Origin of the sequence: Chryseobacterium sp. 22532, from assembly GCF_052044665.1 — a bacterium.
In the GTDB taxonomy this organism is placed as follows: domain Bacteria; phylum Bacteroidota; class Bacteroidia; order Flavobacteriales; family Weeksellaceae; genus Chryseobacterium; species Chryseobacterium lathyri.
Genome location: NZ_JBQENJ010000003.1, coordinates 175,616 through 198,826, shown reverse-complemented (window position 1 = coordinate 198,826; position 23,211 = coordinate 175,616). Strand labels below are relative to the sequence as shown.

Below are 23,211 nucleotides of genomic sequence, written 5' to 3'. Positions count from 1 at the left end.
ATCTAAAAAAGCACAAAGAATACGTTTCCCTGTGCTTTATATTTTTTTGTTAATTAAATATTTTAAGGAAATCTGTAAACGATAGCATTGATGTTCATTCCGGCACCTACCGAAGTCATCACAATGTTACCTTTATCTTTAAACGTTTGACCCTCCATTTTTCCTTTAATTATTAAATCATACATCGTAGGAATGGTTGCTACAGACGTATTTCCAAGGTTCTGGATTGTCATAGGAGAGATCGAATGGTCGTAATCCTTCACGTCATACAGTTTGTGGAGTCTTTCGATCATAGCATAATCCATTTTTGCATTCGCCTGATGGATCAGGATTTTATCGATATCCTCAATGGAAAGTTCTGCATCTTCAATAGTTTCTTTGATGGCTGAAGGCACATTTTTAAGGGCATATTCATAGATCTTTCTTCCCTGCATTCTTACATAAAGACGTCTTTGGTCTACATTGGCGTTAATGGAAGGTGCATTCTCAAGATAGCACAGTTCCGGACCGTTGTCGCAGATTGTGTTGTGAGAAATGATTCCTACGTTTTCCTGATCGGTAGCCTGTACTACCACTGCTCCGGCTCCGTCAGCAAAGATCATTCTGTTTCTGTCATGCGGATCAGTAACACGGCTTAGCGTTTCTGCACCAATTACAAGAATGGTTTTAGCTGCTTTTGCTTTGATAAGATTGTCTGCAAGGATCATGGCTTCCACCCATCCCGGACATCCGAAGATCATATCATAAGTAATGCATTTTCTGTTTTTAATGCCTAGCTTATTTTTTACTCTTGCTGCCATATTGGGCATAAAATTCACATATCCGTCTACAGTAACTTCTCCGAAGTTGCTCGCGTAAATAATGTAGTCCAGTTGTTCGCCATCTACTTTAGCATCCTCAAGGGCAGCTTTGGCAGCCTCAGAGCCGATCTGCGAGTTGGAAAGATCGTCTTCAATAAATCTTCTGTTTTCTATTTCTGTGATTTCTACAAACTTTGCGATGGTTTCTTCTGCAGGTTTTTCAATCTTAACTCCGTCTTCAGTGTAGAACTCAGAATCCATGAAATAATCTCTACCAATAACTCTGTTAGGAATATAGGATCCGGAACCAATAATGATCGTATTCGGCATTCGTTTATATGATTTTTTAAAGATGCAAAGTTAATAATTAATATTAATAACGGAGAATTAAAAATATTATTAAATTTGCAAAAATTGTACTTTACAATCGTATGAAAAACAACTCGTCCTTAAAAGGCTTACTTATTGCAGCTGTGGTGTTTATCGTTGCCTTTGGGGTCTACTTCTTTTTTTTAGCCAAGAAAAATTATTTTGTAGTAGACAACCCTACACCCAATACCTACTATTTTAAGATCAATAACGGTTCCGAAGGGGTTATTTCTGCGGGTCAGTATGTACATGTGGACATAAAAAAAGGAAAAAATTCTATCAAAGTTTTCGACCAGAACAGGAAAATGCTGTATGATTCTGCATTTGAAGTAAATAAAATCCGTGGACTGATCAATATTGCTCATCAGGATTATTATATTAATGATCAATATTATGGGTACAATCTTAAAAAAGATTCATTACTTTTGGCCCTGGACAAAATCACAATTGACGGAAAAGCTTATTTCGGAGGAGCAAGGCACTTCAATAAGCTTTATACTGAAGATTTTTATTACAATGTAGACGAAGATTACGATAAGGTAATCAAAAACATCCAAAAGGTGGAATCGAGATCAAAGATCTTCAGAAAGCAGGATTTCCTAAATTATTACAAAGAATATTACAAGTTTTAAAGTTTTGACAAAAGATATTACCAAAGTTACTCCCTACAATTCTGAGGCTACCAAGAAAAGCCAGGTAGAGGATATGTTCGACAATATTGCACCGAAGTATGACCTTCTGAATCGTGTTTTATCAATGAAAATTGATATCATATGGAGAAATACATTGGTGAAAATGATGAAAAAAGACAATCCGAAAGAAGTGCTGGATGTGGCTACAGGAACGGGAGATTTAGCAATTACGATTGAAAAAGGAACCGATGCAAAAGTAATTGGTTTGGATTTATCACAACAAATGCTGAATGTTGGCGTTATTAAAATAAAAAAACTTAAATTAGACGGCAAAATTTCCATGCAAAAAGGAGATGCAGAAAATTTACCTTTCGAGGACAATAGATTCGATGCTGTTTCCGTTGCATTTGGAGTGAGGAATTTTGAAAACCTTACCAAAGGTTTGGCAGAATTAAGAAGAGTAGTTAAAGATAACAAAAGTGTTTATATACTGGAGTTTTCAAAGGTTGAGGGGTTCTTAGGGCCATTTTATATGTTTTATTTCAAAAATATATTACCTGCCATTGGCAGACTGGTTTCCAAAGATAATAGGGCATATACATACCTTCCGGATTCTGTAAATGCTTTTCCTTTCGGGGAAAAGATGAAACAAATTCTTTTAGATACAGGATTTAAGAAAGTAGAATATAAAAAATTAAGTTTAGGTATAGCCACAATTTATAAAGCAACAAAGTAACCTATGAATAAATTTCTATTAAGAGCACTGGTTTTAGCCTCAGTTAATATTGCAGTTTTTGCAGATGCGCAATTCAGAACCCGAAACAGAATGGATAAGTTGGAAGACTTTGACGAGCAGAAATTCAGTTGGGGTTTTTATTTGAACGGCAACAGGCTAGACTACCGTATCGTCCTACATCCAAGATATGGTGCGGAAGGTAATCAGAATCTTGTTAAATCTAAAGAAAGCTACAGTTTCGGGGCCGGTTTGATCGCCAAATGGAGACTGAATGATTATCTGGATTTAAGATTGGAACCAGGCTTGCAATTTGCTCAAAGGCAGTTGACTTTCAATACCCAGTCCAATGACCAGTATGCTGCTGGAACATTAACGAATCCACCTTTTACTCCAATTCCTTTAACAGAAAAAGACAAAGTAAGAGAGATTAAATCTACATTGGTAGACGTTCCTGTACTATTGGAACTTCACGGCAACAGATGGTACAATTCCAGACCCTATATTGCAGCAGGGGTGAACTATGTGGTGAATCTTCAGTCCAATTCGGATTCTGAAGATGACAACATGCAGCAGGTTTTCAGATCTACAACGCATAACTTTGCGTGGTCTGCAGAAATGGGAATCCAGTTTTATTTCAACAAATTTAAACTGACTCCGGCTATCAGAGGAACATTCTTCATGAATAACGAGAAAGTGGCAGATAATGCAACAACGCCTCCATACTGGGCAACTGCAATGTCTACACTTCAGACAAGAGCTGTAATGTTTGTTCTGAAATTCGAATAAGAAAATATACATTATAAATACAAAGGAGGTGCTGGTGCATCTCCTTTTTTTCGTGTCCAATCAAAATATAGAGACTTTTATTTTTGTTACTGTTATTATTTTTTTACTTTTGCTATTAGTTAGAATATAGAAAACCTGAAATGCTTCAAGATTTAGAAAATAATTTTTCAGAATTAGAGAAAAAGATTTTGCTTTTACAAAAGAACTATAAAAATCTTACTGAAAGACTATCTGAATTAACTGTTGAGCATGAAGAGCTGAAAACGAAATATGATGAGGAAAGAAGAAGAAATCAGGTATTAGCAGAAGAACAAAAAAATATAAAACTTTATTCAGCAATATCAGGAAATCCTGAACACAACAGATTAATGAAAAACCATATCAACAGATTGGTAAAAGAAATTGATTTCTGTATTGCGCAGCTTCAAAACAGTGGATTATAATGGATGTAAGAAGAATAACCATCAACATTGCAGGAAGGGTGTATCCGCTGAACGTACCGGCCGCAGAGGAAGAAACTCTGCGTAAAGTAGGAAAGCAGATTGAAAGTATGATTAAAGATTTTGAACAGAACTTCGATGTAAGAGATAAACAGGATGCTTTGGCTATGTGTGCCCTGAAACTGGGAACCAACGCTGAAGTAGTTTCTCTTAACTACGAAAAAAATATAAATTCTACCAACGAAAGATTAGTGCAGATTAATCAGTCGTTGAATGAAATTGGGAAATAGATTTTTTTCCCATCAGACTGCCTACAATAATTCTAACACATTTAAGGTAAACTCAACGCTAAACAATTACCGAGCAAATGTCCGCTGAATGGCGTGCCGGGTCTCCCGGATTACAGACAGAGGAAATCAGTTCAAATCGTGTTGATTAGGAGTTTACTCTCAATCCCTGAATTGTTGTAGGTTTTTTTTATTTAATAAGTGTAAGACAATTAAAACTCAATATATATTATGACAACAGCCACCATTATAGTAGGCGTTATTTGCTTAGTTGTAGGAGCAGTGATAGGGATTCTTTTCTCTAAGAGCTCGCTGAATACCAAAGCAAAATTTATTGTAGATGATGCAAAGAAAAATGCCGAAAACCTTATAGAAAAAGCAAATGTTCAAGCTGAATCCATAAAGAAAGAAAAGAATCTACAGGCCAAAGAAAAATTTTTGGAACTGAAATCCCAGCATGATGCGGATATCCAATCCCGCGAGAAAAAAATGCAGGAGATTGAAAAGAGAATTAAAGACAAGGAGCACAAGCTTAATGATGAGCTTAGCAAGACCGGAAAACTTGAAAAGGACCTGGACAAGCAAATTGCAGATTACGCTAAGAAAAATGAGATCTTAGACAGAAAACAGCAGGAACTGGATGTGGCTACTACTAAGAAAGTAGAGATTCTTGAAAAAATCGCCAATTATACGGCAGAAGAAGCTAAAGCAGAATTGGTGGAAACCATGAAGGCAGAAGCTAAAACAAGAGCTCAGGCACACGTTCAGGGCATCATGGAAGAAGCACAATTAAATGCTAAGAACGAAGCCAGAAAAATTGTTATCCAGACGATCCAGAGAATCGGAACCGAGCAGGCAATCGAAAATTCAGTATCAGTTTTCAATATTGAATCAGATGAAGTAAAAGGAAGAATCATTGGTAGAGAAGGTAGAAACATCCGTGCCTTAGAAGCTGTGACGGGGGTTGAAATTATCGTTGATGATACTCCGGAAGCTATTCTTCTTTCATGCTTTGACCCGGTAAGAAGAGAAATTGCAAGACTGTCCCTTCACAGATTGGTAACGGATGGAAGAATTCACCCGGCAAGAATCGAAGAAGTAGTAGAAAAGACAAGAAAGCAGATCGAAGAAGAAATTATTGAAGTAGGAAAAAGAACAATCATTGATCTTGGAATCCATGGATTGCACCCGGAACTGATCAAGATTGTAGGTAGAATGAAATACCGTTCTTCTTACGGACAAAACCTTTTACAGCACTCAAGAGAAGTAGCAAATATTGCTGCAACAATGGCTGCAGAATTAGGATTAAACGTAAAATTAGCCAAAAGAGCAGGTCTTTTACACGATATTGGTAAAGTGCCTGAGCAGGAGTCTGAACTTCCTCACGCTTTATTAGGAATGCAGTGGGCTGAAAAATATGGTGAAAATGCAGAAGTGGTTAACGCAATCGGAGCTCACCACGACGAAATTGAAATGAAGTCACTGTTATCACCGATCATCCAGGTGGCCGATGCCATCTCAGGAGCAAGACCGGGAGCAAGAAGACAGGTACTTGAATCTTATATTCAGAGACTGAAAGATCTTGAATCTGCAGCACTTAGCTTCGATGGCGTATCAAGCGCTTACGCGATCCAGGCTGGTAGAGAACTGAGAGTAATGGTAGAAAGCGGAAAAGTAAGTGATGAAGTAGCCAATCAGCTATCTTATGACATCTCTGAAAAGATCCAGAATGAACTGACGTATCCGGGACAGGTAAAAGTAACGGTAATCAGAGAAACAAGAGCTGTGAATATTGCAAGATAATAGCAGGATCAAGATATTTAATAAAAACCTTTCAAGAGATTGAAAGGTTTTTTATTTTTATCAAAACTTAAAAATGCAAGAACTGTCTCTGTCTTCAAAATTGAAGTACATCTTTTCAATCCCCGTTATTATTTCAGCCTTAGGCTATTTTGTAGATATCTATGATTTGCTGTTATTCGGTATCGTAAGAATTCCGAGTTTAAAAGCTTTAGGCCTGAATCCCGATGCCGACGGAACCTTTATACTGAACTGCCAGATGGTAGGACTTCTTATCGGTGGGGTTTTCTGGGGAATTTTTGGAGATAAAAAAGGAAGACTGTCTGTACTTTTCGGGTCTATCTTAGTATACTCTCTTGCCAATATCGCATGTGGATTTTTGCCTTATTTTCCCAAAGAGCATCTGGTATACCAATATGCGGGTTTAAGATTTATTGCGGGAATAGGGCTGGCAGGAGAGCTTGGAGCCGGAATTACCCTGGTTTCTGAAAGCCTGCCAAAGAGTCTGCGGGCGATAGGGACTTCAGTAGTAGCCGGTTTCGGATTAATGGGAGCTGTAGTGGCTCAGCTTACTGTAGAACTGGCCGGAGGATGGAATATTTCATACATTATTGGCGGAATTATGGGCATCATGTTGTTGATTTTAAGAGTAAGTGTTTCAGAGTCAGGAATTTATAAAAATATAGAGCATAAAAGCGTCTCCAAAGGAAATTTTCTTTCCTTCTTTACCAATAAAGAGCGTTTGACCAGATATCTCAAATGCATAGCAGTAGGTCTGCCTACATGGTATTGTATAGGCATTCTGGCAGTTTTAGCCAATCAGTTTGCCCCTGAATTAGGAATAAAGGATCTGAACCCGGGAAAAGCCATTATGTGGGCCTATGTAGGTATTTCTGTTGGTGATCTGATGAGCGGTTTTATTTCCCATGCATTGAAATCCCGGAAAATGGCTATTTTTTATATGCTGTTGTTTACCATAATAGGAGTGGCGATCATGTTGTTTGGAAATACCAATACAGAAACAAAATACTATATGTTCTGTGTCTGGCTGGGGCTGGGTACGGGATATTGGGCTATGTTTGTGACCCTTGCCGCAGAACAGTTCGGGACCAATATCAGGAATACGGCAACCACTACTGTTCCCAATATGGTAAGAGGTCTGGTGCCCGTAATGATCTTGGCATTTGATCTGCTGAAAAATAATTTTACTGTCATTATAAGTGCTGCAATTGTAGGAATTTTTGTATTCGGACTGGCTTTTTATTCCTCGCTGACCATATCAGAAACGCATGATAAAGACCTGGAATTTATTGAATAATATAACAGTTTTAACAAAAATTGTCTTTTTTTAAGTGCAATGAAATAAATAAATTAACATTTTATTGTGTTTTAAATAATCATTAATTGTTTACTTTTGAAAGTAAAGGAATTTAATTCTATTGTTTAATTAAAATCAAACATCATGTCACACGAAATTTTTAAAAAAGCAAAAAAGTTAAGAAAAGATGACCTTAAAAACATTATGGGCGGAGTTGGTGGAGTAATCACTCCGGATCTTTCACAATGTGGCTGTAGCTGTACAGGTGCAGTGACAGGTCCGTCTTATTGTGTAAAGTATAAAAAATGTCTGCAGGTAATCACCTGTTAATAAAACATTTCAGTAAAACCTTTCGAGCAATTGAAAGGTTTTATTTATAACGTTTAAGAATTCCCAAAACAAAAGTTCTGTTGTCATTCTCTTGAACAGTTTTATGGCAGGTTGAAAGAACCGGATAATAAATTGTTTAATAAATGGTAACCGGTATTATTCCGCTTATAACGTAATAAAACTAATGAAATCAACGCATTATTAAAATTTTAATTAAATTATGTTGCGAATAATTAATATTTGTTTAACTTTGGAAAGTAACTAAACTATATCGTTTAATCCCAAATCAAATCATTCGACACTATGAAAAATGCTAAGAAATTAAAAAAAGCAGATCTAAAGAACATTATTGGAGGAATCAGTGGAAACCCTGATTTATCACTTTGCGGATGCAGCTGCTCAGGTTCTGTAACCGGGCCTTGGTACTGTGTACAGTATATAGGATGCCCGCAGGTTTATAACTGTCTTGATTAAGCCAGTTTAAGACTTATTTCAGTAAGAAATAAACATTTCCACATTTAATACGCAAAAGCCTTTTGGACCTTCCAAAAGGTTTTTGTTATTTAAAAATTAGGTGAATATGACTCAGAAACAATTAATTTTAGTGAAAGTTCCACTCTGAACTTTTATGCATTTGTTTCAAAACGGAAAAACTACAACAATTTCTATCAGTTAAGATATTAAAGTTTTTCACGCTTAATAATACTCATAAACATCTGTGAAATCCGTGGTTAAAAATAATAAACCCAAAAAAGAACTAAAAAAATCAGCTGATAATGTAAAGCAAGCTTCCCACACTTATAACAATCCATAAGATAACAGCTGTAGCCAACGGCTTAATCCCTATTGTTTTTAAAGTCCGGATCGACAGAGTAGAACCGATAAAGAATAAAGTAAGATTCAGTCCAGATTTTGCCACAGCAGTTACAGAACCACTGAAAAGATCAAAAACCGGAAAATAAGTATTCAATAGTATAGCAAGAATGAACCAGCCTATAAACCACGGTATTTTTACCTTTGATTCTTTGTTTTTAAAAATAAACATCGTAATTACTGAAACCGGGATGATCCATAAAGCACGTGCCAGCTTTACCGTTGTCGCGATTTTTAAAGCTTCATTTCCATACTTTCCGGCGGCTCCTACCACAGAGCTGGTATCATGGATCCCTATGGCGCACCAGAGTCCGAACTGTTCCTGCGAAAGTTGCAGCAGATGCCCAATTGCAGGATAAATAAATAAAGCCACTGAATTCAATGTAAAAATAATGGCAAGTCCCAAAGAAATTTCTTTTGTGCTGGGCTTTATGATAGGAGAAACAGCTGCAATGGCACTTCCGCCACAAATGGCTGTTCCTGCAGAGATCAGGTAGGAAAGTTTTTTCTCAAGCTTGAATGCTTTTCCCAGAACATATCCAAGAATCATCACCGTGAGAATGCTCACAACCGTCAAAAAGAATCCTGTTTTTCCTGCCTGAAGCGCTTCATCCAGCTTAAGTCCGAAACCCAGTCCAACAATGGAAATCTGAAGAAGCAGATGAATGTATTTGTGCAGATGCTGCTCAAACGGATTCCCTATAAAAATAGCAATACCAAAGCCTAAGGCCAGAGCTATGGGAGAAGAAATTAGTGGAGTAAGGCATATAACGGCAAGCAGAATAAAAACAGCTTTTCGTATTCTTTCATTTTGGAAAAAGTCTTTCATAAAATAAGTTTTGAAATCAGACTCCAAAATTCCGGAATATAGTATTACAAAATAAATCGTATTTTATTATAGTGGATAACTTTTAGTTATGTTTTAAATGAGAGAGTTTGAGAGTAATAGGGTTGTGAGTCCTAGAGTTTTTAGAGTAAATGAGTTGAGAAGTGTTGTCAGTTGCTGGTTGCTGGTTCTTGGTAGTTAAGTTAACAAGTTATCATCTGATACATCTGATACATCTGATATCTAGCATCTTGATTCTTGGTTCTTGGCTCTTAATTCTTTTCTACAAACATAAATTTCACCACTCACTTGCGAAGCAAAATTAATCTTTGATATCTATCCCGTCTAAATCCAAATAAAAGACCATAGTTTAAACTGCAATCTCTAATCCCTAAAACCTGCCATCTGCTCCCTAACTCCTTACAAATCTCAGAAAAAGCTTAATCATTTCAGACTGATCCCCTTTCGGAAGAATGAAATGAAAATTCCTCTCAATGCTGAAGTTTTTAATATCAACAATAGTCAGGCTATTGTTCTTTAATTCATTCAAAATAGTGCTGATGGAGAGGAATGCCATACAATCTGAGTGTAAAAGGTAATTCTTGATGCTCTCACTGCTTCCCAGCTGCATGACGATATTCAGCTTTTCGATGTTGATTCCTTTTTCCTTTAAGCGGTTTTGGATGAATTCCTGGGTGCCGGAGCCCTGTTCCCGGAAGATCAGATTCAGATCATAAAGCTCTTTCAAACTTAAGGTTTTATGGGCCCATGGATGTTCTGTTTTTACTGTGAGAACAATTTCATCAGCCTTAAAAATTTTATAATCAAAAAAGGATGACTGGGATTCCCCTTCGATAATTCCCAGGTCGATCTTTCCTTCCTTCAGAAGTTCAGAAATAATCTCCGTATTATGAGCAATCAGTTCAATCTTAATATCCTTATAATAAGAGTTGAATTTGGCCAGTATTTCAGGTAAAACATACTGTGCAACGCTGGTGCTGGCTCCAATAATCAGTTTTCCCTTATGTTGTTCATTGATTTGACTGATTTCAAATTCCAGATCACGATACATATTCCGGATCTTTTCTGCATATTCATATAAAATTTTTCCACTTTGGGTAAGCTGTACCGAAGTTCCTTTCCTGTCAAACAGTTTGGTGCCCATCTGACTTTCAATTTCCTTGATATGCTTGGTAACGGCCGGCTGTGAAATATGAAGTTCCTCAGAAGCTTTAGTAAAACTTAGTCTGGATGCGGCTGTATGAAAAACTTTTAATCTGTAGTCAAACATTTTTATTATGAACTTGTAATAACAAACTTAGTAAAATTATGCGGGGTTTTAAGGTTGAGAGTTTGAGTGTTTTGCTGAGAACTTTTAATAGAAGCAAACCCTCTAACACGTTTACGCTAAAACTCCCAAACTTTTCATAAATCTGAAATATACCTGTCCCGGTCGCTTTCATACCGTCTGTTCTTTGCTTCTCCGATTTTCTGCTTTGTATAAATACTGTGGTGCCCGGAAAACAGATAAGAAACAACACAGGCAATAGCTATATAAACACCGCTTTCTGCTCCGAATAGCTCGATTCCCATCAGCATAGAGGCCAGTGGAGTATTGGTTGCTCCAGCGAACACAGCGACAAAACCCATTCCGGCCAGAAGACCAAAAGGTAATGGAATAAACAGAGAGAGAGCACTTCCGAGAGTTGCACCGATAAAAAATAAAGGAGTTACTTCACCACCTTTAAACCCTGCTGAAAGGGTAACAATAGTAAAGATCATTTTTAAAGCAAAATCATAGAACGGAAGCGGTTTTTCGAAAGATTCAACAATGACAGGGATTCCTAATCCGATATATTTTGTGGTTCCCATGGTAAAGACAGCCAGAGCAACAATAATTCCCCCAACTACAGGACGGAATGGCGGATATTTGATCTTAGATTTAAAAAAGGAACCCGCCCAATGGAGGATTCTGCTAAAGCCTGCAGAACAGATCCCGAAGGCAATTCCGGCTAAAATACTGTACAAAACAGGTAAGAATTCCAGTTTCGGAATGAGATCTATATGATAATGAGTATGCTTTACATTCCAAAGATTGGTAACCAGGTCTGCAAGAATTGCTGATGCAAAAGCCGGGAAAATAGCGTTATACCGTATTCTTCCGATCAGGAAAACTTCAAGCCCGAAAACTGCACCAGCCAAAGGGGTTCCGAAAATAGACCCGAAACCTGCTGCAATTGCGGCAATGAGAAGAATTTTTCGTTCACTTTTGTCAAGCTTAAAAGGTTTACTGAGCTGGTCTGCCATAGCTCCCGCCATCTGAAGGGCAGTTCCTTCCCGGCCGGCAGAACCCCCGAAGAAATGCGTAACCATGGTTCCCAGATATACAAAAGGAGCCATTTTAAACGGAATAATCTCTTTCGGATCATGAATATTGCCAATCAGCAAATTGTTTCCTGCTTCTACATCCTTGCCGTAGTAATAATAAAGGAGGCCAATAAGAAGACCGGCAACTGGAAGCAGGGCAATGAGCCAGATGTGATTTTCCCTGAAGTTGGTTGCCCATTCCAGAGACTGCAAAAATCCAGCAGAAGCCGTTCCCACTAAAGCACCAATAATAATACTGATGCAAAGCCATTTTGAAATATAGGGCAAGGCAGGATACCGTCTGAAAAAGTATTGAATATTAAAAATTACTTTTCTATGTAGTTTTGTTTGTGATTTTGACATAATTATCCTGATCAGTTATTGGTTAATAATCTCTTAATCAGGCGTCATCAGCTTCTGTAAAGCGGTTGGGTAAGGAAGAGCACCATTTCCTTTTGTTATGCAAATATAAGTATTATTTCAAAAAAAGTTATTTTCAAGAATATACTTTTTGCTTATCCGGATGCTTTCGAAAATATCTTTGTCGCTGGAATCCTGTTCAAGGAACCAATGTTTCAAGCCTGCTTTTTCTTTCGCACTGAAAATCTTTTTGAAATCAATAAGCCCGTTTCCTATTTCTGTAAAATCTTTTGTACCGGCTTTCATGTCTTTCACATGCCATAGGGGAAAACGACCGGGATATTTTTCAAAATAAACCAGCGGATCAAGTCCGGCCTTTGAAATCCAGTATAAATCCATTTCCATTTTAACCAGGTCTGAAGAAGTGTTTTCCAGAATAAAATCATACACACTTTTATCACCTTCCAGTTTTTCAAATTCAAAATCATGGTTATGATAAGCAAACTGAATTCCTGCTTTTTGGGTTGCTTCGCCACATTTTTCAAATAACTCAGGAAGCTTTTTATAGTTTTCAACAGTTCTTTCTTCGGGGAAAAGATAAGAGCATACCATATATTCGGCATCAATAAAATGCAGATCCTCCACAGCTTTCTCCCAGCTGTACAATAAGGTTCCCCCGTCTTTATGGATAATTCCAGTAGTATGGTGCGAACTGATGACTTTTAAGCCGGTTTGTTTAAGAATAGTCTGAAACTCAGTTCTGCTTTTTCCAAAGAATGTCCCATTGTATCCATAAATTTCCAGTTCTGTAAAACCTAAAGCAACAAGTTTTTCCAATGCTTTTTCAAGATTATCCGAAACAGCGTCCCGGATGGTATAAAGCTGAATAGCTAACGGTTTTTTACTGTTAATTTTGGAAATTCCACAGGAATATAAGCCCAGAAACCCTAATGACGAAAGTGTAATGAAATCTTTTCTTTGCATAGTTATAAAAAAGGTTTCATTTCATCCTCAATCTGAGTTCTAAGGTTCATCAGGCGTTTTGCATACTCTTCCTGCTGTTTTTCCTCTTCCGTTTCAGGAACCCATGCCGGGACAGGAAGCTTTTTACCGTTTTCATCTACTGCCACAAAAACAATAATACAGTGCGTCTTCTTATCAAACGTAGGCTGTTTTAAGTTCCTTGAGAAAACATTGATGGAAATATGCATGCTCGATTTTCCGGTATAAATAACCTGTGCGTCAACTTTGACCACTTCCCCGATCTTGATAGGCTCATAGAAACGGATCCCGCCCACATAAACCGTTACGGAGTAATTTCCGCTCCATGTTGTGGCGCAGGCATAACCTGCCTGATCAATCCATTTCATAACGCTTCCTCCATGTACATTTCCTCCATAATTCACATCCGAAGGTTCTGAAATAAACTGAAAAGTAATAGGCTTGTTCTGCATCTTTATAAAATTTGAATAAAGTTATTTAATAATTTCCAGAATTTTAGATTAAATCCTACTTTTGGAAGGTAAAACTTCAATGAAGAAGGAAATTTAACCCCATAACAGATTTAAAAGTAACAATGAAGAAAGTATTTTATCTCAATACATGTGATACATGCAGAAAAATTTTAGCACAGTTCGATCTTAAAGACTGGGAACTCCGTGAAATCAAAAAAGAACCGGCTACCAAAGAAGAACTGGCTGCTATGTATAAAAAAACAAAATCTTACGAAGCCTTGTTCAGTAAGAAATCCACACAGATCAAACTAAGAGGCCTGGATGCAAAATCTCTTGAAGAAAAAGACTTCAAAGACTTATTGCTTGACCATTATACATTTTTGAAGCGTCCCGTTTTTCTTACCGACAATGAAATTTTTGTAGGAAATGACAAGAAAAATGTTGAGGCTTTAAGAGAATTCTTTGGTGTTGTGGAATAATTTTCTTGATTAAAATACGGTTTTTAAGATCAAAAATGCTTCGACTCCGCTCAGCGTGACATTTCGAATACTATCTGTCTTTTTCACATTGTCATGCTGAGCGGAGTCGAAGCATTTTATTTTAAATTCTTTTATCTATATTTTGTGATTTATTTACAATGGTTTAATTATTAAATACTTATATTTATATTAACCAAAAAATAGTATCATGAAAAACTTTTTACAAACAAAGAATCTTAACAGATCAGCATTAAAAAAAATTAACGGAGGAATCAGGCCTGTTGTCAACTGTTATACGTTGTGTGGACCGGCTGGTGGTGTTATCTCCAATACACCGGGAGTAGGTGATGCCTGTACTCCGGACAGAATACTCTGCTGTATCTGTTACTAAGTACAAAAAAATAGGCTGTAATTCACTTACAGCCTATTTTTTTATGTTTTTTTGAACAATTATACAAAAGGAGCTTTCACTACTTTTGCAGGAATGTTCTTATTTCTTACCTGGATAAAGATCTCAGAACCCAGTTTGAAGTGAGGCTTGTCTACATAAGCCAGACCCAGACCGATTTTTTTCATTGGTGACTGTGTTCCTGATGTTACCTTTCCAATCACGTTTCCTTCAGCATCTACTACAGGGTAATCATGTCTTGGAACCCCTTTATCCTGAAGCTCAAAACCTACTAATTTCCTTGTAACACCTTCTTCCTTTTGTTTTGCAAATGTATCTTTAGAAACAAAATCCTTATCGAATTTTGTGATCCATCCTAATCCTGCTTCAATAGGAGAAGTAGTATCATCAATATCATTCCCGTAAAGGCAGAACCCTTTTTCCAGTCTTAAAGTATCTCTTGCAGCAAGTCCGGCAGGAATAATACCTTCCGCTTCACCTGCATTGATGATCGCATCCCAAAGCTGTTCAGCATTTTCATTGTTGAAGTAGATCTCAAAACCTCCGCTTCCTGTATATCCCGTGTTTGAAATGATCACATTGCTTACTCCGTCAACGCTTCCTACTGTAAAGCTGTAGTAAGGGATCTCAGAAAGATTGGTTTCTGTAAGCTTCTGTAAGATTTCCGTAGCTCTAGGACCCTGAACAGCTAATAATGACATCTCATCAGATGCATTAGTCATTTTAGCCCCAAAAGTGTTGTATTTTGATATATGATTCCAGTCCTTCTCAATATTCGACGCGTTTACCACCACAAAATATTTGTCGTCTTCCATTTTGTAAACAATAAGATCGTCCACGATTCCTCCATTTTCATTAGGAAGGCAAGAATATTGAGCTTTTCCGTTTTCCAGGGCATCTACATTGTTTGTCGTAACAAACTGTAAAAGGTCTTTAGATCGAGGTCCCTCAATAAAAAACTGTCCCATGTGTGAAACGTCAAACAATCCTGCTTTTTCTCTTACGGCAAAATGTTCTTCCGTTACACCAGAATATTGTACAGGCATTTCAAAACCTGCAAAAGGTACGATTTTAGCGCCCAAAGAAACGTGTTTATCGTATAAGGCTGTTTTCTTCATGTTTAATTTTTATTTCTTTATTTTAAAGCTGTTGAAAGTTTCGTTAAAAAGGTTCATATAATTTCCGTTCCAGAATTTCTGGCCACAGTTGATGGAAACCAGGTACAGATTCTTTTCCTTCTGGAAAGCCCTGGTGATCCAGAAAAGTTTGTCTTTTTCGTCAAAATACTCGTAAGAATATTCTGTGTATCCTTTTCTGCCTTTGCTTTCCTTTATTTTGCTTTCCGGATCTTCAGATTTATAAAGAGCCAGGATGAATTTTTTCATTTCTGCTTTCGGAAGATTCAGGTCGTGGTATTCTGAGATGGTAATGGCTCCGATCTCATTGTCAGGGAAAATATTGACAATATCGTTGTCATTGATAGATTTCCAGCCTTCAGGAACATTAATCGTATAGCCGGGACTGTCATACACTTTTGCTTTTTGGGCAAAAAACAGACTTGCCGATAAAAAAGCGGATACGAGTGCTATTTTTTTCATCAGTTAAAAATGGTGTTTATATTCTTCAAGGATGATTTTGAACCATTCTGTGAAATTTTCAGGAGCTTTCATTATTTCTTTATCAAGATTTTCCATGGAAATAAATCTTACTTCTTCCACTTCGTCCTGGTTTAAATTGAAATCAGCTTCATAATTTCCTACAAATACATGGTCTAGTTCATGTTCCCAAAGTCCGCCTCCTACATCTGCTTTATAGATAAAATTGAATTTTTCCGAAAGCTCCGTTTCGATTCCGAGTTCTTCTTTTAATCTGCGTTTGGCAGCTTCAAGATAGGTTTCATTTTCTCTTGGATGAGAGCATACTGCATTAGTCCACTGTTTGGGAGAATGGTATTTTCCCGGTGCCCTTTTTTGAAGGAGCATTTCGCCTTTGCTGTTGAACAAAAACACAGAAAATGCACGGTGCAGAAGACCGTTGATGTGAGCCTGCTGCTTTTCCATAAGGCCCAGAACTTCATCTTCGGGATTTACTAAAACTACAAATTCTTCCATTTCTACAAATGTAAGCCTAATAAATGTATTTTGAAAATTTTTGGATAAACATCATATGATATACGGCGAGGAGCAAAGGTGAGAATATCCACAACCTGATTTCAGGCTAAAAATAATGAAGAATTGCTCTGAAAGAGAGAGCGGGAGGAAGTTGTTTTCTCAGATTTCAATAATTGTCGCTGGCTTTCTTATCTTATCAAAATTTTTTCTTTTCTTAAAACAGATGAAGTAACCCCAAAATGTTTTTTCAGAGATTTGTTTAAATGACTGCTGTCCGTAAACCCAAGGCTCCATGCAATTTCCTGGAAAGGTGCCTCCGTATATTGTATTCTGTTGACCGCTATCTGAAGCTTTGTTTTCTGAATATATTCCTTTAATGGTTTATGGGCATTTCTTTTAAAATATTCGCTGAAATACTTTTTAGAAATGTTAAACTTCTCTGAAAGATAGACAACCGATAATTTTTTTTCATCAATAATATTCTGATTGATATGCTGAATGATGTCTGCAAATTTATCATCACTTTTTTTGTATACATGATGGGATGCCGTTAATTTTGAACTTATTATGGTTAATATGGATACTAATGTATTGGCAATTAAGGTTTCCGAATACTCCGATCTCTGTTCTTTTTCGAGCTGTATGATTTCAAATAACCTCTTTACCTGGCGTTTGTCTTTTTCGTCATTGAAATAGAGACCCGTATTGAAATCATAAAATCCAATAATATAATTAAGCTTACTGTACCATTGTAAATAATCTATAGAGGTGTTTTTAAGGTTTTTGAAATAATGTTCCGTAAACCGGATAAAGAAAAAAGTAGTAGGCTCCGAAATTTTGTAAGCATGGCATTTAGAGTGGGGCAAAAGGAAAAAATCATTTTTTTCATAGGCTTTAGTTTGGTATTCTATACTTTGAGTTCCTTTCCCCTCCAGGATAAATACCAGTTCGAAAAAACTGTTTTTGCGGAATCTGTCTTTCCACTCAGTAAGTTCGGCTGTTTCGATTTCAATAAGTTCTTGAATATGGTCCATGCTTTCTGCCAGGCTTGATACGGCAAAATTAGATCTTTTATTTTTACTTATTTATCCAATTTTTATACTCTTTCAGAAGCAGCTGTACTTCTAACTTTGTCAAAAAAAAAAATGGATTATAAAGAGATTTCAAAAAAAACGGTAGGCTATCTGTATCAGGCTCACTCAAGCATTAGAACTTCAGAAATGGACAATACACTCATTGCCTTGGCTGAATTAAGAATATCCCAGTTGAACGGATGTTCCTATTGCTGCAGTTTTCATGCTAATGAATTAAGAGAAATGGGAATGGAATTATCTTTAATAGATAAAATACCGGGGTACAAACATTCTGTTTCATTTAGTCCGAAGCAGGTTTTGGTACTAAGATGGGCGGATGCTGTGACAGGCCTGACCGAAGACATGGAGGTCTTACTTGAAGAATTAAAAAAAGAGTTCTCTGAAAAAGAGATTGTGGAACTCACTTCCAGCATTTCCTTAATGAACGCTTTGAACCGTTTGCGGATTAGTCTGGGAGATAAGTTTTAAGCATGTCATTTTTCATTTCAGGTTATCTTAACATTAAAAACAGAATAAAATTAACTACAGCTAGATTAATGACAAAGTATTGTTAATTTTATTCATTAAATAGCATTTTTTACAGTGTATTTTCAATATATACCAAATTTGATATTGAGCTTCGAGGTAAAAGCCGTAACTTTGCATTTCAAATTTTAATGATGGAGTTAGAATATAAAGAGCATATAAGTCCTATTTTGAAGGACGGGGTAAAAAATTACTTAATAGATATCGACGGTACCATTACAGATGATGTCCCGAATGAAGAACCTGAAAGAATGGTTACCTGCGAACCTTATCCTGATGCACTTGAAACCATCAACAAATGGTATGACGAGGGACATCAGATTTGTTTTTTCACTTCAAGAACGGAAAACCTGAAACAGATCACCATCGACTGGCTGGATAAGAATGGCTTCAAGTACCACAGTGTACTCTGCGGAAAACCAAGAGGAGGAAATTACCACTGGATAGATAACCACCTGGTAAGAGCTACAAGATATAAAGGCAGATTCACAGACCTTGTAGAAAAGCAGGTTACCATTGAAGTTTTCAAAGAAGATTAAGAAAACATATACAGAGATTTAAAAATTGAATGATAAAAAGTGTACACACTGAAATTCTTTAATTTTTAAATCTCTTCACTTTTAATATCAATTGTATTTATGAAAGTTTTAGCAAACGACGGTCTGGATCAATCTGGAATTGATGCTCTGGCTGAGAAAGGTTTTGAAGTGATCACTGCAAAAGTCCCGCAGGAGTTTTTGGTGGATTACATTAATGAGCATAAGATCCGTGCCCTGTTGGTAAGGAGTGCCACACAGGTAAGAAAAGATATTATTGACGGATGCCCATCTATTGAGATTATCGGTAGAGGAGGTGTAGGAATGGATAATATCGATGTGGATTATGCAAGAGAAAAAGGAATTCATGTAATCAATACCCCTTCTGCTTCTTCAGAATCGGTTGCTGAGCTTGTTTTTGCCCATTTATTTTCCGGAGCGAGGTTCCTTCAGGATTCCAACAGAAAAATGCCTTTAGTAGGAGATACAGAATTTGCAAGTCTTAAAAAAGCATATACTGCAGGTATCGAATTAAGAGGAAAGACCATCGGGATCATTGGAATGGGAAGAATAGGACAGGAGGTTGCCAGAATTGCCCTGGGACTTGGCATGAGAGTGATTGCAGCAGATAACAATGTAGGAAAAGCAAGCATAAAAGTGAAATTCTACAACAACCAGTTCATTAATGTAGATATAGAAACTGAACCGCTTCAGGATGTTCTGAAACATTCAGACTTCATTACCTTGCACGTACCGGCTCAGAAAGAGGGATATATGATCGGAAAAAATGAGTTTGATATTATGAAAAACGGTGTTGCCATTGTAAATTGCTCAAGAGGCGGTGTTATTGACGAATCGGCTTTAATTGCTGCATTGGATTCGGGGAAAGTAAAATTTGCAGGGTTGGATGTTTTCATCAATGAACCTACACCATCTAAAGAAATACTGAACCATTCGAAAATCTCTCTGACTCCACACACCGGCGCTTCTACTTTGGAAGCTCAGGACAGGATCGGGCTTTCTCTGGCGGAACAGATTTCAAGCATTTTACAGATTCAGTAATATGTGAACCCAATAAAATGAAAAGCACCTCGGTTTGAGGTGCTTTTGTTCTTTATATATTGTTTTTGCTTTTTAAAAGGTCTCTGATTTCAGTCAGTAATTGTTGATCTGCAGTAGGTGCGGCAGGAGCTTCAGCTTCAGTCTTTTTCATTTTGTTAATCATTCTTACCATAATGAAAACAACCAGGGCAAGAAGTAAGAAATTAATACCTACTGTCAGGAAATTTCCATAGGCAAAAATACTCGCTCCGTCTACTTTTTTTGCATTTTCTAATACCATACCTGGCTTTACACCATTATTAGGATCAGAAAGCACAAGGTATAAACTGCTGAAATCCGGCTTACCTATTACTGCTCCTACCAAAGGCATAATAAGGTCATCCACAACACTCGTTACAATTTTTCCGAATGCTCCTCCAATGATTACCCCAACGGCCAGATCAAAAGCATTGCCCTTGATGGCAAACTCTTTAAATTCTTTAACAAATCCCATAATTTATATTTTTTTAATTAGTATACACACAAAAATAGAATTAAAAAACGTAAAAAACAGTACTTTTTAGAGTTTTTTGCGCCATAATTATTGAATTACGGACTAGGATTAATTGACTTTTTTAGTGAATTCGTTATTTTGATTAATATTTTTATTTTGTAATAATTACTGTAAACTGTAAAAGAAATCTTTTGTAATTTGGTTAAAATTTTGCACCATCTTATGAAAGTTTTTACTGCAGAACAAATACGTCAATGGGACCGGTTTACGATCTTGAATGAACCTGTTTCGTCCATACAGCTTATGGAAAGAGCTGCTGAAGCATTAGCCGGCTGGATCTCTGAAAACTGTAAAAATCACAAAAAAATGGCCATATTCTGTGGCAATGGCAATAACGGTGGCGATGGACTGGCACTGGCAAGAATACTCTATATGAAAGGCTTTGATGCAGATGTTTTCGTACAAAACCCTAAAGGAAAATTTTCTGATGATGCTTCGGTGAATCTAAAAAGGCTGAGGGACTTTTCCGGAATCTCTGTCAGAGAATTCAAAGAAATTGTTCAATATAACTTCGATGACAGAACTGTTATTATTGATGCCTTGTTTGGTACAGGATTATCGCGGCCTTTGGAGGGTATGAGCAAAGAGACAGTTGAGATGCTAAACCAGAAAGACTGTATCAAGATTTCCGTTGATATTCCTTCAGGACTGCCCACTGATCGTATTTGTGAAAAAGATGTAGTTATATTTAAAGCTGACTATACGTTAAGTTTCCAATGCTGGAAAAAAAGCTTTCTTCATCCTGAAACAGGTAAGTATGCAGGAAAAGTAATCATTTTGGATATAGGATTGCATCCGGAATATTCAGAATCAGAAGTTGCTGAAGATCTTGTTATTGATGAAAAGCTTATCAATAGAATGTTTAAACCCAGAGAAGATTTTTCCCATAAAGGAACTTATGGAAAAGTAACAATTGTAGGGGGGAGTTACGGAAAAATAGGCGCTGCAGTGCTGGCCACAAGATCTGCCCTAAAGACCGGGGCCGGACTTACCTTTACCCTTGCGCCAAAATGCGGATACGAAATTCTGCAGGTCTCATGTCCTGAAGCCATGTTTATAGAAGGCGGGAATGAGCAGATAGAAGATTTCAAACATGAAAATGATACCGTTTATGCAATCGGGCCTGGCCTGGGAACACATGAAAAGACGGAAAAAGGCCTGCTGAAATTTTTAAAAGGATATAATGAATCTTTGGTTTTAGATGCAGACGCACTGAACGTTATTTCAAAAGATTATAAAAGCCTGAAGCTGATCCCTCAAAAATCTCTCATAACGCCACATCCAAAAGAATTTGAAAGGTTATTCGGGAGCACACAAAACTCTTTTGAAAGACTGAAACTTGCCCGTGAAAAAGCTAAAGAACTCAATATTTATATTGTATTGAAAGATCATCATACCCAAGTTGTTACTCCCCAAGGAAATGTTTTCTATAATATCAACGGTAATGCAGGACTTGCCAAAGGTGGTAGCGGGGATATTCTTACCGGTATTCTGGCTTCACTGCTTGCTCAGGGATATTCCGGGGAAGATGCATGCATTTTAGGAGTCTGGCTTCATGGAAGAGCCGCCGACTTGGCTGCTGAAAAATATTCCAAAGAATCTATGTTACCTACAGACGTGATCAATACATTCGGAGATGTTTTCGAGGAATTGAACAGGATAAACAGGATCAGACTATAATAAATAGGGACGGTTTTACTTTAGAGTCTTCTAAATTGCGTAAAGCAGTTACTTAAAAGTTTAAAAAAAAGGGCAAATTCGCTTATCTGCAAATTTGCCCTTCATATTTTATCATTACTCCGGTTTCTCGTTTTCTGCCTGAGTGATTTTGAATTTTTTAGAAATAATCATGATAACAACCCCGGCAATCATAAACGGAATGGAAAGTACCTGTCCCGTATTCAGCCCTCCAATCTGGATGAATTCGTCTCCCTGAGGTTCCTTCAGGAATTCCACAAAGAATCTTACAGCCCAAAGGATAATAAAGAACAGTCCGAATAGCCATCCCTGCTGATATTTTTTGTTTGTCTTTCTGTATAATATCCATAACAATATAAACAGCAGAAAATATCCTACAGCTTCAAGAAGCTGGCCCGGATAGCGGGGAACTGTTGGGCCATATTCACTGCTTTGCTGTGGGAAAAGAATAGCAAGAGGAGAATTGGGATCAACAGCTTTTCCTACGATCTCCGAATTGAAAAAATTTCCTATTCTTACAAATGCACCTCCCAAAGCAACCACAATTCCAATTCTGTCATATACCCAGAATGGATTTTTCTTGATAATCTTAAATGAATAATATAATGTAGTGAAGATCAAAGCTATTGTTGCCCCATGACTTGCGAGCCCGGAGAATCCTGTAAACTTCAACCCGTTTTTAGTGCTTATCGGTAAAAATACGCTCCAGAAATCTTCTTTGAACAGTTCCGGCTGATAGAAAATGACATGTCCTAATCTGGCTCCTAAAATAGTTCCGATCAGCGTCCATGTGAAAAGCGGTTCCAGATATTTCTGGTTAACATTGTCGATTTTGAAGATTCTTAACATTAGAATATATCCAAAGCCAAAGGCAAAAACGAACATTAAGCTGTAGAAATGAAGGGTAACCGGCCCCAACTGGATGCCTTTTGAGGGGTCCCATATTTTGAAAGGAGTCTCCAAAGCTACACTGTCGGTTCCGTTAATTGGCTTAGCTGTTTTTACAGCATATTTGAATTTGGTGATGTTGTCCTGTGTGGCAGGACCGTCAATTAGCTTAAAATCTTTATCGAAAAGCTGATAATGCAAGCTCTTGTACTTTTCTAAAGTGGTAGCACTGTAATTAAAGTAAGCAGGTTCAAAATTGGATTCATTCAGAATAACCAGGATATTGCTGTCTGTAGCTTTTTCCGGGAAAGCATTAAGATCACCTATTTCGGTAGTGGAATAAATCTTTACCGGAACGCTGCCTTCGTTTACTTTCAGAGTTCCGTCAGATAATCCTCCGGGATATTGCTGGGCAAACGCAGATTGTGTAATGAATGCAAATACGATGAGGTAAATTCTGAAAAATAGATTACTCATT

27 protein-coding genes and 1 riboswitch are annotated in these 23,211 nt (G+C 37.1%); of the genes, 15 read left to right on the top strand and 12 right to left on the bottom strand.

The window, feature by feature from the left end:
* Nucleotides 1-62 precede the first annotated feature (62 nt).
* Nucleotides 63-1,130, bottom strand: coding sequence for a 3-oxoacyl-ACP synthase III family protein (locus ACTJIV_RS08825; protein WP_111957777.1), 1,068 nt, complete (start codon nt 1,128-1,130; stop codon nt 63-65).
* 101 nt (nt 1,131-1,231) lie between these two features.
* Here ACTJIV_RS08825 and ACTJIV_RS08820 point away from each other — a divergent pair, with 101 nt between their 5' ends.
* The 9 genes from ACTJIV_RS08820 to ACTJIV_RS08780 all read left to right on the top strand — a co-directional run bounded on the left by ACTJIV_RS08820 (nt 1,232) and on the right by ACTJIV_RS08780 (nt 7,972).
* Nucleotides 1,232-1,801, top strand: coding sequence for a hypothetical protein (locus ACTJIV_RS08820; RefSeq protein WP_111957776.1), 570 nt, complete (start codon nt 1,232-1,234; stop codon nt 1,799-1,801).
* Between the two features lie 4 nt (nt 1,802-1,805).
* Nucleotides 1,806-2,537 carry a bifunctional demethylmenaquinone methyltransferase/2-methoxy-6-polyprenyl-1,4-benzoquinol methylase UbiE gene (gene ubiE, locus ACTJIV_RS08815; RefSeq protein ID WP_111957775.1) on the top strand — a complete coding sequence of 244 codons (732 nt, stop codon included), beginning with the start codon at nt 1,806-1,808 and terminating at the stop codon, nt 2,535-2,537.
* A 3-nt stretch (nt 2,538-2,540) separates the two neighbouring features.
* A complete protein-coding gene (locus ACTJIV_RS08810) occupies nt 2,541-3,323 on the top strand; it encodes a porin family protein (protein ID WP_111957773.1) in 783 nt (260 codons plus the stop codon).
* Nucleotides 3,324-3,463: 140 nt separating this feature from the next.
* Complete coding sequence (locus ACTJIV_RS08805; protein WP_111957771.1) at nt 3,464-3,766, top strand: hypothetical protein; 303 nt, start codon at nt 3,464-3,466, stop codon at nt 3,764-3,766.
* Complete coding sequence (locus tag ACTJIV_RS08800) at nt 3,766-4,053, top strand: cell division protein ZapA (RefSeq protein ID WP_111957769.1); 288 nt, start codon at nt 3,766-3,768, stop codon at nt 4,051-4,053. The genes ACTJIV_RS08805 and ACTJIV_RS08800 overlap by 1 nt, the downstream gene beginning before the upstream one ends.
* 228 nt (nt 4,054-4,281) lie before the next feature.
* A complete protein-coding gene (gene rny, locus ACTJIV_RS08795) occupies nt 4,282-5,853 on the top strand; it encodes a ribonuclease Y (protein WP_440626899.1) in 1,572 nt (523 codons plus the stop codon).
* Nucleotides 5,854-5,926: 73 nt separating this feature from the next.
* Nucleotides 5,927-7,168: an MFS transporter gene (locus tag ACTJIV_RS08790; RefSeq protein WP_440626897.1), complete on the top strand. Its 1,242-nt coding sequence runs from the start codon at nt 5,927-5,929 to the stop codon at nt 7,166-7,168.
* A gap of 144 nt (nt 7,169-7,312) precedes the next feature.
* Nucleotides 7,313-7,498: a hypothetical protein gene (locus tag ACTJIV_RS08785; protein WP_440626895.1), complete on the top strand. Its 186-nt coding sequence runs from the start codon at nt 7,313-7,315 to the stop codon at nt 7,496-7,498.
* Nucleotides 7,499-7,801: 303 nt separating this feature from the next.
* Nucleotides 7,802-7,972, top strand: a complete 171-nt coding sequence (locus ACTJIV_RS08780; protein WP_167409428.1) for a hypothetical protein — start codon at nt 7,802-7,804, stop codon at nt 7,970-7,972.
* Nucleotides 7,973-8,264: 292 nt separating this feature from the next.
* On the opposite strand, the gene ACTJIV_RS08775 is transcribed toward ACTJIV_RS08780, so the two are convergent.
* From ACTJIV_RS08775 to ACTJIV_RS08755, 5 genes are all read right to left on the bottom strand, one after another.
* A complete protein-coding gene (locus ACTJIV_RS08775; RefSeq protein ID WP_440626893.1) occupies nt 8,265-9,200 on the bottom strand; it encodes a YeiH family protein in 936 nt (311 codons plus the stop codon).
* A 409-nt stretch (nt 9,201-9,609) separates the two neighbouring features.
* Entirely contained in the window at nt 9,610-10,488 is an 879-nt protein-coding gene (locus ACTJIV_RS08770) for a LysR family transcriptional regulator (RefSeq protein WP_440626891.1), read from the bottom strand.
* 134 nt (nt 10,489-10,622) lie between these two features.
* Nucleotides 10,623-11,927, bottom strand: a complete 1,305-nt coding sequence (locus ACTJIV_RS08765) for a voltage-gated chloride channel family protein (protein ID WP_440626889.1) — start codon at nt 11,925-11,927, stop codon at nt 10,623-10,625.
* Between the two features lie 31 nt (nt 11,928-11,958).
* Nucleotides 11,959-12,026, bottom strand: a riboswitch (Fluoride riboswitch).
* 18 nt (nt 12,027-12,044) lie between these two features.
* The gene (locus ACTJIV_RS08760) at nt 12,045-12,908 is read right to left on the bottom strand and encodes a sugar phosphate isomerase/epimerase family protein (RefSeq protein ID WP_440626887.1); all 864 of its coding nucleotides are present in this window, start codon (nt 12,906-12,908) and stop codon (nt 12,045-12,047) included.
* Between the two features lie 2 nt (nt 12,909-12,910).
* Nucleotides 12,911-13,378, bottom strand: a complete 468-nt coding sequence (locus ACTJIV_RS08755; protein ID WP_111957755.1) for an acyl-CoA thioesterase — start codon at nt 13,376-13,378, stop codon at nt 12,911-12,913.
* A 122-nt stretch (nt 13,379-13,500) separates the two neighbouring features.
* On the opposite strand from ACTJIV_RS08755, the gene ACTJIV_RS08750 reads away from it, so the two are divergent.
* Together ACTJIV_RS08750 and ACTJIV_RS08745 are read left to right on the top strand one after the other, a co-directional pair.
* Nucleotides 13,501-13,857 (top strand): arsenate reductase family protein, encoded by a 357-nt coding sequence (locus tag ACTJIV_RS08750; RefSeq protein WP_440626884.1) that lies wholly within the window; start codon nt 13,501-13,503, stop codon nt 13,855-13,857.
* Nucleotides 13,858-14,065: 208 nt separating this feature from the next.
* Nucleotides 14,066-14,248, top strand: a complete 183-nt coding sequence (locus tag ACTJIV_RS08745; RefSeq protein ID WP_223558763.1) for a hypothetical protein — start codon at nt 14,066-14,068, stop codon at nt 14,246-14,248.
* 59 nt (nt 14,249-14,307) lie between these two features.
* Here the strand turns inward: ACTJIV_RS08745 and gcvT are convergent, their stop codons facing one another.
* The 4 genes from gcvT to ACTJIV_RS08725 all read right to left on the bottom strand — a co-directional run bounded on the left by gcvT (nt 14,308) and on the right by ACTJIV_RS08725 (nt 17,411).
* On the bottom strand, nt 14,308-15,384 hold the full coding sequence (gene gcvT, locus ACTJIV_RS08740) for a glycine cleavage system aminomethyltransferase GcvT (RefSeq protein WP_440626882.1): 1,077 nt from the start codon (nt 15,382-15,384) through the stop codon (nt 14,308-14,310).
* A gap of 9 nt (nt 15,385-15,393) precedes the next feature.
* Nucleotides 15,394-15,864, bottom strand: coding sequence for a hypothetical protein (locus tag ACTJIV_RS08735; RefSeq protein ID WP_336379906.1), 471 nt, complete (start codon nt 15,862-15,864; stop codon nt 15,394-15,396).
* Nucleotides 15,865-15,867: 3 nt separating this feature from the next.
* Complete coding sequence (gene idi, locus ACTJIV_RS08730; RefSeq protein ID WP_223558766.1) at nt 15,868-16,377, bottom strand: isopentenyl-diphosphate Delta-isomerase; 510 nt, start codon at nt 16,375-16,377, stop codon at nt 15,868-15,870.
* A 188-nt stretch (nt 16,378-16,565) separates the two neighbouring features.
* On the bottom strand, nt 16,566-17,411 hold the full coding sequence (locus ACTJIV_RS08725; protein WP_440626879.1) for an AraC family transcriptional regulator: 846 nt from the start codon (nt 17,409-17,411) through the stop codon (nt 16,566-16,568).
* 111 nt (nt 17,412-17,522) lie between these two features.
* Here ACTJIV_RS08725 and ACTJIV_RS08720 point away from each other — a divergent pair, with 111 nt between their 5' ends.
* The 3 genes from ACTJIV_RS08720 (at nt 17,523) to ACTJIV_RS08710 (ending at nt 19,594) form a co-directional block, all read left to right on the top strand.
* Nucleotides 17,523-17,939, top strand: coding sequence for a carboxymuconolactone decarboxylase family protein (locus ACTJIV_RS08720; protein ID WP_111957914.1), 417 nt, complete (start codon nt 17,523-17,525; stop codon nt 17,937-17,939).
* A 191-nt stretch (nt 17,940-18,130) separates the two neighbouring features.
* Entirely contained in the window at nt 18,131-18,535 is a 405-nt protein-coding gene (locus ACTJIV_RS08715; protein WP_111957741.1) for an LNS2 domain-containing protein, read from the top strand.
* A 99-nt stretch (nt 18,536-18,634) separates the two neighbouring features.
* Nucleotides 18,635-19,594 (top strand): NAD(P)-dependent oxidoreductase, encoded by a 960-nt coding sequence (locus ACTJIV_RS08710; protein ID WP_111957739.1) that lies wholly within the window; start codon nt 18,635-18,637, stop codon nt 19,592-19,594.
* Between the two features lie 52 nt (nt 19,595-19,646).
* Here ACTJIV_RS08710 and mscL read toward each other — a convergent pair whose 3' ends face one another.
* Complete coding sequence (mscL, locus tag ACTJIV_RS08705; RefSeq protein WP_111957737.1) at nt 19,647-20,087, bottom strand: large conductance mechanosensitive channel protein MscL; 441 nt, start codon at nt 20,085-20,087, stop codon at nt 19,647-19,649.
* Nucleotides 20,088-20,309: 222 nt separating this feature from the next.
* Here mscL and ACTJIV_RS08700 point away from each other — a divergent pair, with 222 nt between their 5' ends.
* On the top strand, nt 20,310-21,827 hold the full coding sequence (locus ACTJIV_RS08700) for an NAD(P)H-hydrate dehydratase (protein WP_440626877.1): 1,518 nt from the start codon (nt 20,310-20,312) through the stop codon (nt 21,825-21,827).
* 114 nt (nt 21,828-21,941) lie between these two features.
* On the opposite strand, the gene lgt is transcribed toward ACTJIV_RS08700, so the two are convergent.
* Nucleotides 21,942-22,808: a prolipoprotein diacylglyceryl transferase gene (gene lgt, locus ACTJIV_RS08695; RefSeq protein WP_111957912.1), complete on the bottom strand. Its 867-nt coding sequence runs from the start codon at nt 22,806-22,808 to the stop codon at nt 21,942-21,944.
* Nucleotides 22,809-23,211 lie beyond the last annotated feature (403 nt).

Coding starts and splice junctions, on each gene's coding strand:
- ACTJIV_RS08825 (WP_111957777.1), bottom strand. CDS start 1,130: ATGCCGAATACGATCATTATTGGTTCCGGATCCTATATTCCTAACAGA.
- ACTJIV_RS08820 (WP_111957776.1), top strand. CDS start 1,232: ATGAAAAACAACTCGTCCTTAAAAGGCTTACTTATTGCAGCTGTGGTG.
- ACTJIV_RS08810 (WP_111957773.1), top strand. CDS start 2,541: ATGAATAAATTTCTATTAAGAGCACTGGTTTTAGCCTCAGTTAATATT.
- ACTJIV_RS08805 (WP_111957771.1), top strand. CDS start 3,464: ATGCTTCAAGATTTAGAAAATAATTTTTCAGAATTAGAGAAAAAGATT.
- ACTJIV_RS08800 (WP_111957769.1), top strand. CDS start 3,766: ATGGATGTAAGAAGAATAACCATCAACATTGCAGGAAGGGTGTATCCG.
- rny (WP_440626899.1), top strand. CDS start 4,282: ATGACAACAGCCACCATTATAGTAGGCGTTATTTGCTTAGTTGTAGGA.
- ACTJIV_RS08790 (WP_440626897.1), top strand. CDS start 5,927: ATGCAAGAACTGTCTCTGTCTTCAAAATTGAAGTACATCTTTTCAATC.
- ACTJIV_RS08785 (WP_440626895.1), top strand. CDS start 7,313: ATGTCACACGAAATTTTTAAAAAAGCAAAAAAGTTAAGAAAAGATGAC.
- ACTJIV_RS08780 (WP_167409428.1), top strand. CDS start 7,802: ATGAAAAATGCTAAGAAATTAAAAAAAGCAGATCTAAAGAACATTATT.
- ACTJIV_RS08775 (WP_440626893.1), bottom strand. CDS start 9,200: ATGAAAGACTTTTTCCAAAATGAAAGAATACGAAAAGCTGTTTTTATT.
- ACTJIV_RS08770 (WP_440626891.1), bottom strand. CDS start 10,488: ATGTTTGACTACAGATTAAAAGTTTTTCATACAGCCGCATCCAGACTA.
- ACTJIV_RS08765 (WP_440626889.1), bottom strand. CDS start 11,927: ATGTCAAAATCACAAACAAAACTACATAGAAAAGTAATTTTTAATATT.
- ACTJIV_RS08760 (WP_440626887.1), bottom strand. CDS start 12,908: ATGCAAAGAAAAGATTTCATTACACTTTCGTCATTAGGGTTTCTGGGC.
- ACTJIV_RS08755 (WP_111957755.1), bottom strand. CDS start 13,378: ATGCAGAACAAGCCTATTACTTTTCAGTTTATTTCAGAACCTTCGGAT.
- ACTJIV_RS08750 (WP_440626884.1), top strand. CDS start 13,501: ATGAAGAAAGTATTTTATCTCAATACATGTGATACATGCAGAAAAATT.
- ACTJIV_RS08745 (WP_223558763.1), top strand. CDS start 14,066: ATGAAAAACTTTTTACAAACAAAGAATCTTAACAGATCAGCATTAAAA.
- gcvT (WP_440626882.1), bottom strand. CDS start 15,384: ATGAAGAAAACAGCCTTATACGATAAACACGTTTCTTTGGGCGCTAAA.
- ACTJIV_RS08735 (WP_336379906.1), bottom strand. CDS start 15,864: ATGAAAAAAATAGCACTCGTATCCGCTTTTTTATCGGCAAGTCTGTTT.
- idi (WP_223558766.1), bottom strand. CDS start 16,377: ATGGAAGAATTTGTAGTTTTAGTAAATCCCGAAGATGAAGTTCTGGGC.
- ACTJIV_RS08725 (WP_440626879.1), bottom strand. CDS start 17,411: ATGGACCATATTCAAGAACTTATTGAAATCGAAACAGCCGAACTTACT.
- ACTJIV_RS08720 (WP_111957914.1), top strand. CDS start 17,523: ATGGATTATAAAGAGATTTCAAAAAAAACGGTAGGCTATCTGTATCAG.
- ACTJIV_RS08715 (WP_111957741.1), top strand. CDS start 18,131: ATGGAGTTAGAATATAAAGAGCATATAAGTCCTATTTTGAAGGACGGG.
- ACTJIV_RS08710 (WP_111957739.1), top strand. CDS start 18,635: ATGAAAGTTTTAGCAAACGACGGTCTGGATCAATCTGGAATTGATGCT.
- mscL (WP_111957737.1), bottom strand. CDS start 20,087: ATGGGATTTGTTAAAGAATTTAAAGAGTTTGCCATCAAGGGCAATGCT.
- ACTJIV_RS08700 (WP_440626877.1), top strand. CDS start 20,310: ATGAAAGTTTTTACTGCAGAACAAATACGTCAATGGGACCGGTTTACG.